Raw genomic sequence first — 14,636 nt, forward strand, 5'->3', positions numbered from 1 at the left:
AAGAGTCATTGAGAAGCCCGCGCTGTACTCGAAGAGTCAGCGTCGGGTACGTCACCTCAGCAAAATCCGCCAAGAAATATATTTTTTATAACAATATTTTTAGCTGTTTTTGGCAATTGTCTTAAACATTAGGTTAAAGAAATCGTATTTACACGATAGATTATTGTTACATTTACAACTTTATACGTTATGAGCTATCATTCACAGCAAAATCGTGATGCAAGTAAACAAAAGCGTGATGCAAGTAACCAAAAGCGTGACCTAAGTAACCAAAAGCGCGACGCAAGTAACCAAAAGCGCGACGTAAGTAACTAAAAGCGCGATGTAGGGTGAGTCAGCACGAATAATTTCTCGGTACACTAAGGATTTCTCGGACTGTATTGTTTTTTTAAATATTCAGTACTACGGCCCAAAAACTAGCAACTGTTAGAGGATGCGTCATTGGAATTTTTGTGAGCGAAAAAGTAAAAAAAGATGTAGTATCACGACAAAGGGTAATTTTCTAGTACATTCTTATACGCAATACTAAGATATTCTTGCTTTGAGCGCCAAGATTGCTATGGTTGTTGAATTCGATGAACAGCTACGTTGCTTAGTCACAAAAGCCTGTGGACACCCACCTGGTAGCCCTCAGCGTCAAAAGCTGCTCACGCAAATCATTCGCTTGACTTCCAACAGACTATGGAGGGAAAGTACTCCCTACTATCAAGACGCACTCCAACAAACTTGGTTGTATTTCTGTCGTAATGTTTGTGAAGGTTTGACCGGTCAAACTTACGATCCCACTTATGGTAGTGTCATTACCTGGCTGAATGCTTACTTAAAACGCAGGTTACAAGACTTTTACCTCAACCAAAACCGAGAACAAGCGACAACGGTTTCTCTGAGGATTCGCCAGTCTACATCGTCGGGTGAAACTGACGTGATTGATCCCGTTGACAATCTCCCAGCTAGCCCCCAAGCACCCCCCATTCTGGAAAACTTGGAAATATGGGTTAATCAAGACTCAGATGGAGAATTGCGCGGAACTCACATTAAAGGGCGTCCCGATGTGAATTGTCAAGTGCTAATCCTAAAACGCCTACCCCCAGAAGTTAGCTGGAAAGAATTATCAGAGGAATTTGGGCTAGGAATTCCCACCTTAAGCAGCTTTTATCAACGCCAGTGTCTGCCACGCTTACGGAAATATGCTGAATTGGAGGGTTTATTATGAATTTCTATGTCTAAAACTAGAAACTCATAAGCTATTGCTTTTGATTTAGCTTAGCGATCGCTCATCCACTTAAACTTGATACTGCGATCGCTACTAAATATCATTCAACTACCATCACACTAGCACAAGAGTGAAATATTTTTATTTAGATATTTAACAATGTAATACAACAAAAATTTAAAAAAATGTAATAAATTTAAGTATTTATTACAACTCATGTATTCTTGATGATGAAAACTATTAAAAAATCCTTTTTATAATCACACCAAGAAGATGAATTTAATTAACTTTAAGTGGGCTAAAACGATAGTTGCGGTAATTATTGCGGCTTATTTATTTCCAGAATCTGCTCAAGCTATAACATTTACTAATTTTGGCAGAACAAGTGGAATTATCAAAGGTTCTGGGAGAAGTTCTACAGCACCTATAATTACAGGATTTAATTTTAATATAGATACTTTGGCTGCAAATCCATTTCCAGGTGAGTATTTAAATGCTATTGATAATTTAAATTTTTTCTTTGGAGCGTTTAATACTAACTCTTCGTTTTGTGGGAGTATAGTTTGTCCGTCGGGAAATTTAAAGATTACCACTTTAACGCCTGATACAAATGGTAATACTACCATACTTGACCTTAACCTAAATTCACTCAATACAGATAGATTCTTACCTGAATTTGTTTTTGATAGCCCCATCAGGGCTGATGTCACATTGTCAGGAAACTCTATTCCTACTTTAATTTTATTGGTTGCCAAAAATAACTCTAATCTGATTAATGATTTATCTGAGTTTAGTCGAATTACACCAAACGATGTCATAGCGATATATTCTGAAAATTTTAATGATGTAGAAACCAGTGTTTATGTCGGCAGTGTTGGCTCTTTTACTGTTTCTCAGCAAGTTTCCGAGCCAACAACTACAACGGGTTTATTGTTTTTGTTAGCTTTTTTAGGTTTTTTGGTAAAAAAGGGATTTCCAGCTACGTAAATTTTTAATCATAAGGTAATTTAGGGTGCATACAAATTGTTTAACCCTGCAATTTTGGCAATGGTGCGGAAGTAGTTTGTGTTGGTTGTTAGTTTGTCATCCAACAATAGCGGAAATTATTCCAGATGCGACACTTCCGAATAACTCTACGGTGAGAACATCTGATCAAGTGAAGATAATTGAGGGTGGTACTCTCAAGGGCAATAATTTATTTCACAGTTTTCGAGAGTTTTCTTTTTCGGTTTTAACTGGTGAAACAACAGGAAATACTGCTTTTTTTGACCATGGTTTGGCAGTGAGAAATATCATCACGCGGGTAACAGGTGGCAGCCCTTCTAATATAGATGGTATGATTAGAACTACACCTGGGAGTACTGCAAATCTATTTTTTATCAACCCCAGCGGTATAGTTTTTGGCCCTAATGCTAGTTTGAATATTGGAGGTTCATTTCTAGCAAGTACAGCAAACAGCGTCAAGTTTGCTGATCACACAGACTTTAATGCAGATGGTAGCGGAACTGCTCCATTATTAACAGTCAGTGTACCTTTGGGATTGCAATTTAGTAATAATTCGGGAAAAATTATCAATCAATCTCAAGGTAGTGATGGCACAGTCAATATTATTGGACAGCCTGCGGGGCTAATGGTGCAAAGTGGTGCAACTCTAGCATTAGTGGGTGGTGATGTATCTTTACAAAGTGGTAATTTAACGGTACCAGGCGGTAGAGTTGAGTTAGGTAGTGTTACTGATGGTTTTGTCAAACTGAGTGAAGTTGACACAGGCTATGCTCTGGACTACGCAGGCGCTCAAAATTTGGGAGATATCGATATCTTTGGTGGTTCTTTAGTCGATGCCAGTGATGATGGTGGCGGTGTTGTGCAATTGCAAGCAAGAAACATCACTCTTGCTGACAATTCGTTAGTTTTTGCGATCGCCTTTGGCTCAAAAAACAGTGGTAATTTTATTATTAATGCCACTGAGTCGGTGAAAGTGAGTAACGGCTCCAATATTGCCACCGTAACTCAAGGTACAGCAGAAGCTGGGGATATTTTCGTCAATGGCGACACTGTTGAACTAGAAGGCACAACATCAGATGGTTCTCCTAGTTTTATTGGTTCTCAAGTTTGTCGATTTCCCGTAGAGTGTGAAAGTGTAACGGGCGATGGTGGTAACATCACCATTGAAACTAGACGGCTTTTACTCAAAGATGGGGCAGGTATAGAAGCTTCTACTTTTGGTGCAGGTCGAGCCGGGAATGTGCTAGTAAAGGCTTCAGACTCCATACAACTAATTGGAGAAACCCCAAATGGTGAAACTCCTAGTGGACTTTTTGCCCAAGTTGGTAGAGAAGCCATAGAAAACCCCGGCGATGCGGGAACTATCACCATTGCAACTCAACGCTTGACTGTCGCAGATGGGGCACAAATATCTACCGCTGCCAGATATGGCGGCAATGGTGGGAATTTGATAATCAATGCTACAGAGTTCATTCGCTTGAGTGGGGTTTCACCATTCGCTACCGCTTCAGTTGTAGATAATTATCGTAGTGGTATTTTTGTTTCTGCTCAGCCTGGAGCAACTCGTAATGTTGGTAGTTTAAATATTAATACTGGACTGCTGACTGTGGAAAAGGGAGCCAGAATCACAGCTGATAACTTTGGTTTAGGTCAAGCAGCAATTGCAAATATCAACGTCAGCCGATTATTGATTCAAGATGGTGGTGAGGTGAGGTCAGGTTCATTTGGTGAAGGCCCTGGCGGAACTTTGAATATTAACGCTAGCAAATCTGTAGAGGTAACAGGTAGTGGACGCATCGGTGATACTCTTATTCCCAGTGTGTTGTTCAGTAGAACTGAAGGTACTGGCAGAGCAGGTAATTTGAATATTACCAGCGATCGCTTCACTATCCAAAATGGAGCCGAAGTCACAGTGAGTAGTCAAGTTTCTGGACAAGCTGGTAATTTGGAAGTAACAGCGCGATCGCTCAAGCTGGATAATCAAGGCAAATTAATCGGTCAAACTGCCTCAGTCGATGGCGGCAACATCACACTGAACCTCAGCGAATTATTATTACTGCGGCGCAACAGTCAGATTTCCACCTCAGCCGGCACAGCTTTAGCAGGCGGCAATGGCGGTACTATTACGATCAATGCCCCCTTTATCGTCAGCGTACCCTCCGAAAATAACGATATCACCGCCAATGCTTACACAGGTAACGGCGGCAGGATTGATATCACTGCTAGAAATATCTTTGGACTGCAACCCCAAAAGTTTAATACCCCCCAAAGCGATATTACTGCCAGTTCTCAGTTCGGGTTCAATGGCGTAGTCACAATTAACACACCCAATGTCGATCCCAGTCGTGGCTTAGTTCAACTATCTACCAATTTAATTGATGCGTCCCAGCAAATTACCCAGAGTTGCGCCCCACAACAAAGCAGTTCTTTCGTCTACACAGGGCGTGGAGGCATACCAGCCAATCCCACAGAGCTATTATTAGCTGACGATGTATTAGTAGACTGGATTAAACTGCCCGAAAATTCACCACAACAAAATAGCAAAAAAGAATACATCCAACCTCAAGAGTTAGTTGCATCCCCAACCAATAAGATTGTGGAAGCTCAGGGATGGGTAATAGATGCAAATGGTAACATTACCTTAGTTGCCCAAGCACTCACAACTAGCTCTGTGCATTCGTTGCGGGATTTTCCCATGAGTGGCTGTTTAAGAAGTGGGGAGTGAGGGGGATGAGGAAGACGCGGGGACGCGGGGACGCGGGGACGCGGAGAATAATTAATAACAAATGACAAATGACAATTCCCCAGTCCCCAATCCCCAATCCCCAGTCCCCAGTCCCCAATCCCCAGTCCCCAGTCCCCAATCCCCAGTCCCCAGTCCCCAATCCCACATGAATATTTGGTTTAATAAAACGAATTCTATAAAAGTTAAAAGGCAAATACGTTTACCTTTGTATTTCTTAATAGCTTTACTATGCATTCTCAGCTTACCGATGTTAGCAAGAGTTGCGATCGCAATTAATCCCAATACTCCCACTGTCTCTGCTGTTGGATCTGCATTACAGCAAGGTAAAATTTTTTATGATGCTAGCAATTACACTCAGGCTGTACAAGTTTTGCAACAGGCTGTCCGGGAATATAGACAACAGAGAGATAATCTGAAACTAGCAGTAAGCTTGAGTAATCTTTCCCTGGCTTATCAACAACTTGGTGCATGGACTGAGGCGCAGCAAGCAATTACAGAGAGCTTAAATTTGCTCAAGGGTGAGAAAAACTTGCAAGTATTGGCCCAATCCTTGGACATTCAAGGACGTCTGCAATTGGCAATGGGACAAGCAGAAACAGCTTTAGCAACTTGGCAGCAGACAGAAAAAATTTATCAGCAAGCAGAAAATAAAATCGGTGTGGTTAGGTCGCTAATTAATCAAGCTCAAGCATGGCGAACTCAAGGATTTTACCGTCGGGCGCTCGAAAAGTTAAACAAAGCAAATGAAATCCTCAAATCTCAACCAGATTCCATAGAAAAAACAGTGGGATTACGATCGCTTGGTGACGCACTTCAAGTACTAGGCGATTTGGATAAGTCGCAAGCAATCCTCAAGGACAGTTTATTGATTGCTCAACGTTTGCGATCGCCTGCCAATGTTGGGGCGAGTTTCTTTAGCTTGGGAAATAATGCCCGTACACAACAACAAAAAGCCGATGCTGTTAAATACTATCAACAAACACAAGAAGTATCTCCTTCTTCCTTAACAAAAGTTCAAGCACAACTCAACTTACTCAGCCTACTCATCGAAGATCAAAAATTACCAGCAGCCCAGGCCATCTTACCATCCCTCAAATCCCAACTCGACCAACTCCCACCCAGCCGTGCCAGCATCTACGCCCGGATTAACTTAGCACAAAGCCTGAAAAAACTTCAAAGTTTTAGCAATCAGTACACAACATTTAGTATTCAATACTCAACAACCCCAGTTCGCTCAACGGCAGAGACTCCCGCAGGCGAATGGCTCCCCAGTACTCAAGACTCAGCACTGTTACTAGCCACCGCTGTTCAGCAATCCCATAATTTAGGCGATAAGCGAGCAGAAGCCTATGCTCTTAAGAGTTTAGGCAATTTGTACGAAGAAACCAAACAATGGTCACAGGCGCAAGCCCTCACACAGCAGGGATTACTTTTAGCACAGTCTAGTAATGCACCAGACATTACTTATACATTGGAGTGGCAGTTAGGCAGATTACTCAAAGCCCAAAAAGATTATAAAGGAGCGATCGCCTCCTATGATGCTGCTGTCGAAACTCTCCGTTTTCTCCGCAGTGACCTAGTAACAGTTAATCAGGATGTACAGTTCAATTTCCGCGATAGTGTAGAACCCGTCTATCGAGAGTCAGTAGAATTACTGCTGCAATCTCAAGGAGGCAACCCGGATGAAAAAACATTAGAAAAAGCACGCCAGCAAATTGAAGCCCTGCAACTAGCAGAGTTAGATAACTTCTTTCGGGAAGCTTGTTTACAAGGTCAAAAAGTAGCACTCGATCAAGTGGTAGATCAAGATAATCCCACCGCCGCTATTCTCTATCCCATTATTCTTCCTGAAGAACTCCAGGTAATTGTCAGAATTCCCAAGCAACCACTGCGACACTACAGTACCAAAATTCCCCAAGCCCAAACAGATAAAATTCTCACACAACTACGGAAAAATCTTGTTAACCCCGCAGCGATTCAAGCCATCGAAACCCAATCGCAACAAGTTTATAACTGGCTACTCAAACCAATTGAGTCAGAATTACAGACAAGTGGAGTGAATACTCTAGTATTTGTCTTAGACGGGCAGTTACGTAATATACCGATGGCTGTGCTTTACGATGGTCAGAAATACTTAGTCGAAAAATATGCGATCGCCCTCAGCGTCGGTTTGCAACTCCTCGATCCCAAGCCACTGGTCAAACAAAAGCTCAGAGCATTAACCGCAGGGCTAACTCAACCACCAGCAAATTTCCCTGACTTTGCGCCTTTGAACGCCATCAAATCAGAATTCAACAGTATTGCTGATGCCGGAGTACCAACTACAAGTTTACTAGACCAGCAGTTTACCAAAAATGCATTAGAGAGTAAGGTTAGTAATGCTGCATATAATGTAGTGCATTTGGCAACCCATGGTCAGTTTAGTTCCCGCGCTGAGAAAACCTTTATTTTGGCCAATGATGGCCCGATTAATGTCAAAGATTTCGACACACTTCTGCGTAGTCAAAATCAAACCAGAGTCGAACTACTGTTTTTAAGTGCCTGCCAAACAGCAGCAGGGGACAACCGCGCAGCACTAGGTTTAGCCGGGGCGGCCGTTAGAGCTGGGGCACGCAGCACTTTAGCCTCCTTATGGCAAATTGACGATCAATCCACAGCGCTGTTTGTCAGTACCTTCTACCGAGAACTCAAGAACAACAAAATCACCAAAGCCGAAGCCCTCCGCCTTGCTCAGCTAGAACTATTAAAACACCCTAATTACACTGCACCCAGCTTTTGGTCTGCCTACGTTTTGATTGGCAATTGGTTGTAAAGAGGCATGGGGAAAGAAAATATTTTACACGCTGATTTTGGGGTCTAACACGACTTGTGAGCCGGATTTATTGACATGGTAAGTCCAGGATTGGTCTTTAACTTTAACAATCACTTCCCATCCTTCGACGGGATTATACTCTTGGGTGCAGATATCACCAAAGTTGAATCTACAGGGATTGCTAAAGGTTTTTGGTGTGGCTTGAGTAACCTTTAAATTGGCAACTGCTACTTCAGAACGCCGAGAAGCATCGCTCAACACAGCATCAGCGATCGCTTTTGGCAGTTGTGTATTGGAAGATACATCAACTTTGGGGTCTAAAAGAATTTGTGAGCCGGGTTTATTGACATGATAAGTCCAGGATTGCTCTTTCACCTTGATAATTACTTCCCAACCTTGGATAGGTCTATATTCTTTTGTACAAACTTCTCCAAACTGAAAAATACACGGATTACCAAAAGTCTTGGGTGTGATTTGCGTAATTCTTAAATTTGCAATTCTCACCCCAGAACGCTTAGAAGCATCGCTTAACACTTTTTTAGCAATGGCTCTTGGTAGCTTATTTGTGCGATCGCGTTGAGACAATTGTATTTGTTCTGCGTTGGGAATAGCCATAGCAAAATTATTGCTCACCAATCCCAATCCATAAGATAGCAAGCTTGTCAACACAAGGATCAAGATAATGCTTGTAGGTAACTTGCTAACGCTGTTGATTGAAGAAGATATCTTGATGATAAATTTCATAAGACCTCGCGGTATGCGGGAAACTCAGAGTTTTTAAACCTGAGCAAATTCTTGTAGGATGAGCGTGTTGCTCGTCCGATGCGGGCTTTTTGGCCCACACACAAGAAAATTTATCGCAATATTTAAGGCTTGGCACGCCAGTAGTTAAATGTTTTTAATGTTTTTGTATCCCTACTCCCCACTCCCTACTCCCTGTTTTTGTAAGACGAGCAAAGCTTGCAATCGCTGTTTGAACCCAGAATACCCGTGCCCTTTAAACCGGGGAGTGCGTCAAGATTTATCTGTAGAGGCGGATTGAAAGCAATAGATCCCCAACATTCCAAACAAGTTAGGGATCTTGTTTTTTATATTTATTAACGTTTTATACCTTCAAAAAGATAATACACTGTTGATTGATTTCTAGTACTCAAAAATGTATCGACTAGAAATGAATCAAAGTATTTAGCATATCTGTCAGAAACTTCTTGTACGTTTTTAAAGTAACGTACATGAGATTTCATCATAAAATTCGGTACGCTTCCATAAAAGCGTGTACCCTTGCGGATCTTTTCAATTACTTCAAGGTCACGTTCAACATGTTCTAAAAATTCAGTAGAAATTACTGAATCATAATCATGAGTGTAAAATATATCAGTTTCAAAAGCATCAGCTACAACAAAATTTAATTCAGGGCAAGCTTTTTTTGCGGTAGCAACGAAGTTAGGACTAAAGTCAAAACCAAGATATTGATTAATACCTTTATCGTAAAGCAACGCAGCTAATTGTCCAGCCCCGCATCCAATCTCAAGCAAAGATTTTATATCTGCGTGTTGTAGACGGTCTGCTATAACTGACCACATAGGGTAGTATTGAGTCTTTGAGTAGTGAATATGCCAGCTATCAAGCTCAAGACACCGTTGATCGTAATAATCAGCGGTACGCTCAGAACCCTCTTCTTCATTAGCTACTTGAGTGTTACGAACTTTGTCACTAACAATTTGAGAGTTGTTAAAAGATTTAACCAACCGAAATACAACAGGTGGTAAAAGCTCTTTGGCTAATGTCTTTGCTGTTTTAATCATTCTTCAAAAATTATTTTCTAATGGTTTGTTCAACTCGATTTGCAGACAAGAACAAAATCATAAAACTCAGCAAAAGTTAACGTAATCGCATGTTCTGTGTCTTGTCGATATAAACCAAGGTTTTAATCAAAAACATCATCTAATAGAGCTGCATCACTTTTCCAAGTGCATGAGCGCTAAATTAGGAACTTTTTATTTGTACTAACAGTGATTAAAAAATATAAAACTTGTAGTACAAAAAGTGAGGCACAACAAAATAAGCATTGTATAAACAATTACTTGCTTTTGTTTGCATTTACTTTTTTGATTCCACACTTGGATTAGAAAACGGCATCATATTTGCATTTTTTTGCTATCTATTTACTAAATAACATGAAACCTAAGTAATACGCAAGTATAAACCAGCAATTAATTAAAGTAAATTTAATTTAAATTTAAACTAAATTGATCACAGCAAATTCGTGCCATATTTGTGACACTAAAACTTAAATATTTAGTAAATATACATAAAAATTAACTAAAACTATCTGATCGCTGCTAAACTCATTACACATTTGGGAAACTGACGCTTTAAAGCTGGAAAAACTGCACAAGGGGCTTGGTCTTGTAAATTCTCTGGTTTACTCCAAGTAAAGGGAGCTTTCTGGGATGCAGACATCCACAACAGTCGCTTTGCCCTTGTCATAGCGACGTAAAGTAAACGATATTCCTCAGCAATTTTGAGATGTTTTGCTTGTTCCCACGCTTGTGTGACATCAGGTATACAAGACTTCTTGTGGAGAGCAGCACGAATTTGGGCACGAGCAACTTCTGATAAAGTAAAGTCGCCTAAAAACTGACTTTGGGGAGGAACCCAAAATTTACCAGGAATCAAGTTTTCGTGTAAAAAAGGAATAAAAACATAATCCCAATCTAATCCTTTAGCTTTATGCATAGTAATAATCGTCAGTTGCCCAGCACGGGTGTAACGCGCTTCCAAATCTTCTGTTTCCACTGGCTCAAATCGTTCAGAACTGACAATTTCACTCAAAGCTGACAACATCGACCCCATGGAACTATTGCCAGCTAATTGCTGGTTGACTCGTTCTGCAAGCTTATCAGCTGTTGCCAATTCTGCTTGGTCATAATTCAATGTCAAAGCGAGGAAAGAGATAAGCTGATAGATGGGCAATTCTAAGCGAGCGCGGAGTAAACTACGACACAAACGCGCAGCTTTTTGTACTGCCTCTGGCTGGGGTAGAGACAAAGGGCCAGGGTATAAAAATTCTTCTGGAAGACTTGCAAGGGCATTGAGGTCTTGGGTGGGAATTAATTGACGTTCCACTAACGCATCTAGCGCCGCTTTGAGATAATCAGGGGAATGGGGGCGATCGCAAAATTGCAGCAATGCTAAAATTTCCTGGGGTACATGGGAACGGCGATCGCGTTCTCCTACATCATAGAGTGTAATTTTATGCTCATTACATATTGGTGTGAGTGCCTCGCTGAGCCATCTTCCCTGACGGTTTTCTCGCACTAAAACCGCTGCCCGAATATTGCTTGGGTCTTGAGCAAACAACTCAATTACTCTCTGTGACATTAATTCAACTGTGTGATAAATATCACGAGGAGTATACAGTTCTAGTCCTTGTCCTACTGGCTGGGGATTAGCATCCTTTTGAGGATCGCCAGCATTCACAGGGAGAATTGTTTGGTCGCGAAACGGCATTTGTTGGTCATCAGTTGGCTCTTGTGGGTTTTTAGTTGCAGCTGACAACTGGCCGCTAACAACTAACCACTGACTATTAATCCATTGCAGAGCAAAGTTAGCAGCTTCGATAATAATTCTAGTACTACGACCAGCTTGATCCATTGTTGCCAATCGTTGAACGCGATCGCAATCTTGACAAAATTGTCGAAAATAAATCGGATCAGCTGGGGTAAAAGTAGAGTTAATTGCTTGATTGGGGTCGCCAACTCGGATGAGGTTGACGGGCGACAGGACTGGGTATTGGTTATCTCTCTCTCTGCCTCCCCTGCCTTCCTCATCCCCCTCACTACTCGCCAAAATTTCTAGCAACTGCGTCTGAAGTGGACTAGAATCCTGGGCTTCGTCTTCAAAGACTGCGAAAACTTGGTTTTGCTCGATGCGACGGGCGCTACCGTTGTCTAAAACGCGCAGTGCAGCTAAAATCATGTCATCGTAGTCGATAAAATCGCGCGATCGCATTAAGTTTTGATATTGCTCATACAAGCCAGCGGCTATGTTCAAAATTGCGTATTTATCGGTGGTTTCTTCACTCCACTCACGTAACTTTTGTGGCGATATCCCAGAACTTTTGGCTTCGTGAATGACTGTATTTGCCAAATCTGGTAATACTTCTGTCCGCAATACTGACTGACGGCGCAATCTTTCTGTTTCTTCTCCGTCAAATTGCTGCCCTTCTAGCAAATGAGCATAAAGTCTAGGATTGTTAGCAATCCATTGTTCCACCGCAGTGCGGATAAAACGGTGGCTTTGAGTTGGTGTAATTAATGTGACACTTTCTAACTGCAACCCTGATAAATCAGGATGACGACTAGCAATGTTTAATGCTAAGCCATGCAAAGTGTAGACAGCAAAGCCTGTCTGTGGTAATGATAAATCATCGCGTAAATATTTGCGGATTTTTGTTTTAATGTTGGCAACAGCGGAACGGGTGAAGGTAACAACAACCAACTGACGGCGAGAGGATGGGCGTGACTCGCCAACAAATTCATACTGACGGGCGATCGCGATCGCTGCTGCTGCCGCCATTCCTGTAGATTTACCCGCCCCAGGAACAGCGGAAACGGCCAGTGGCCCCGATTGCCAGTCAGCCATCTGTTGTTGTCCAGGGCGCAAGCCATCGCGGATTTCGACAATTTTTTCTCGCAGAGATGAAACAGGTTGCAAAAATTTTTCGTTACAAACCATATTGATATATGTGCCTAACACATCCTACAGTAATTTTATTTACGAATTACGAATTACGAATTACGTTAGCGAGTCCTCGATAGCGTTAGCGAAGCGGTAGCGTTAGCGAGTCATCGAGCGTCGGTACGAGCGTCAGCGTAAAGCCTGCGGCATAGCTTCGCTTAGAGCGACACAGGAGCGTCGCGTCATTACGAATTACGAATTATTTAATAGCTAAATATGAAAATTCGCAGACTTTCTCTACATTATCTGAGTTTAGCTGGAGCGATCGCGCTTGGTGCTATGTTGCGTTTTTGGCATTTAGACTTAAAACCTTTGTGGATGGATGAGATAATTACTGCCATTTTTAGTTTAGGTAAAAATTACAATGACTTGCCTTTAGATATGGTGTTTCCTCTTAACCAAGTACAGGAGATTTTTACTTATCAATCTGGGGTGAGTTGCTCTCAAATAGCCAAAAATATTGCTACTCAGTCTACGCACCCACCGCTGTTTTTTTGTGGGATGTACAGTTGGTTAGGATTTATAAGTCCCTTGGGAACAGAGTGGGTAGAGAAACTGCGATCGCTACCAGCTTTATTTGGTGTTGGTGCGATCACTGCCATTTACGGTGTTAATTGTATTGCTTTTTCCACAACATCTGGAATTTTAGCAGCAGCATTGATGGCTGTTTCTCCTTTTGCTGTTTACCTTTCCCAAGAAGCTCGTCACTATACCATGCCTATGTTTTTTATAACTTTGGCATTATTAGGACTAATGCAAATTCAGCGGGATATATTTGAGCGATCGCAGTTGCGATTTTGGGTTTGGCTGCTCTGGGTAATTATTAATATTATCGGTCTTTATGTTCACTACTTTTTTGCTCTGGCTTTGAGCGCGGAAATTCTTACAATACTTGTATTGATGTATTGGGGTCAGGTGAACATTTCAATGCAACGCCAAATTTGGCTAGCTTTAATAATCTCAATCAGTACGATTTTAATTAGCTTTATTCCCTGGTTACTAACGATATTTAGTCATATTCAGCGTTCTGAAACTGATTGGTTGCCTGCTGCCAATTTTATTGCACCGTTATATCAAACTCTGATTAATTGGGTATTGATGGTGATTGCTCTACCTGTGGAAAAGCAGCCCCTAATAATTGCGATTATTTGTGGTTTGGCGATGGTAGTTTTTGCCATTTTAATAGGATGGCAATTTTTCCAAGGCTTGAGGCTACTGTGGCTAAGAAATACTCATAATTTAGCAATATTAACGCTGTTAGTTTTTATCAGTTTTATATTATTACAATATTTGGCGATCGCTTACTTATCAGGCAAAGATATTACTGCGATTCCTCGATATCACTTTGTTTATTATCCAAGCTTATGTACCCTGATAGCTGCCAGCTTGGATAGAAGAAAAATTTTTAAATACATAATTTTATTAGTAGGAGTTATCAGTTGTATTTTTGTAGTTTCTAACTTAGTTTTTCAAAAACCTTTTCAGCCCGAACAAGTGGCTCAAAAAATGAATTTAGAGCCTAGTACACCACTGATGTTGGTAGTAGGATATAGAAATTATCAAGATGTGGCTTTAGGTTTAAGTTTTGCCTTGGCATTAGAACACAATAGACAGACAGTTTTGTATTCAGCCGTCAACTCAGACAATTTTGCTTTTATTAAGCAATCATCTGATTTATCCGATGTTTGGCACAAGCTTCCTCAATTGCCATTACAAGAAATATCTCGGTTAAATTTATGGGTAGTTGCCCCTGGAATAAAACAGCGAGATTATCCACAGCAAGTAAAGCTATCTAAAGAAAATATTTGCACTATAGATCCCTCACAGCACTATCGTATAGGTGTTCCTTATCAGCTTTATCGATGTAGAAATTTACGCCTGTCGCAATCACTCTCGGTACGAGAATAAACAGATACGTAAGTAGTGTTTTAACTACTCAGCACTCTTCATTAGACCTCTTGCAAAAGTCGGATACTCGCCAGAAAATAAATTTTTTGGCTGATAACTCTAGTCGGTTGAAACCGACTAAGCTGTTCCACATATAACTTGCATAATTAGGGCAGGCAAGATGCCCACCCCACAAGAGTTTTATTTAATTTGATTATGTAATTTAGATG

General features: G+C 41.2%; 8 protein-coding genes. 5 read left to right on the forward strand and 3 right to left on the reverse strand.

What is annotated here, in order from left to right:
- Positions 1-559: 559 nt before the first annotated feature.
- The 4 genes from AC5JMF_RS22400 (at position 560) to AC5JMF_RS22415 (ending at position 7,776) form a co-directional block, all read left to right on the forward strand.
- The gene (locus tag AC5JMF_RS22400) at positions 560-1,213 is read left to right on the forward strand and encodes a sigma-70 family RNA polymerase sigma factor (RefSeq protein WP_495797918.1); all 654 of its coding nucleotides are present in this window, start codon (positions 560-562) and stop codon (positions 1,211-1,213) included.
- A 273-nt stretch (positions 1,214-1,486) separates the two neighbouring features.
- The gene (locus AC5JMF_RS22405) at positions 1,487-2,200 is read left to right on the forward strand and encodes a hypothetical protein (RefSeq protein WP_495797919.1); all 714 of its coding nucleotides are present in this window, start codon (positions 1,487-1,489) and stop codon (positions 2,198-2,200) included.
- Positions 2,201-2,225: 25 nt separating this feature from the next.
- Complete coding sequence (locus AC5JMF_RS22410; protein WP_495797920.1) at positions 2,226-4,943, forward strand: two-partner secretion domain-containing protein; 2,718 nt, start codon at positions 2,226-2,228, stop codon at positions 4,941-4,943.
- Between the two features lie 166 nt (positions 4,944-5,109).
- A complete protein-coding gene (locus AC5JMF_RS22415) occupies positions 5,110-7,776 on the forward strand; it encodes a CHAT domain-containing protein (RefSeq protein ID WP_495797925.1) in 2,667 nt (888 codons plus the stop codon).
- Positions 7,777-7,800: 24 nt separating this feature from the next.
- On the opposite strand, the gene AC5JMF_RS22420 is transcribed toward AC5JMF_RS22415, so the two are convergent.
- From AC5JMF_RS22420 to AC5JMF_RS22430, 3 genes are all read right to left on the reverse strand, one after another.
- Complete coding sequence (locus AC5JMF_RS22420; RefSeq protein WP_495797921.1) at positions 7,801-8,520, reverse strand: DUF8738 domain-containing protein; 720 nt, start codon at positions 8,518-8,520, stop codon at positions 7,801-7,803.
- Positions 8,521-8,873: 353 nt separating this feature from the next.
- The gene (locus tag AC5JMF_RS22425) at positions 8,874-9,581 is read right to left on the reverse strand and encodes a class I SAM-dependent methyltransferase (RefSeq protein ID WP_495797922.1); all 708 of its coding nucleotides are present in this window, start codon (positions 9,579-9,581) and stop codon (positions 8,874-8,876) included.
- 523 nt (positions 9,582-10,104) lie between these two features.
- A complete protein-coding gene (locus AC5JMF_RS22430; RefSeq protein WP_495797923.1) occupies positions 10,105-12,516 on the reverse strand; it encodes an ATP-dependent helicase in 2,412 nt (803 codons plus the stop codon).
- Positions 12,517-12,735: 219 nt separating this feature from the next.
- Here AC5JMF_RS22430 and AC5JMF_RS22435 point away from each other — a divergent pair, with 219 nt between their 5' ends.
- Positions 12,736-14,427 (forward strand): glycosyltransferase family 39 protein, encoded by a 1,692-nt coding sequence (locus AC5JMF_RS22435; RefSeq protein WP_495797924.1) that lies wholly within the window; start codon positions 12,736-12,738, stop codon positions 14,425-14,427.
- Positions 14,428-14,636 lie beyond the last annotated feature (209 nt).

The organism is Desmonostoc vinosum, from assembly GCF_059505385.1.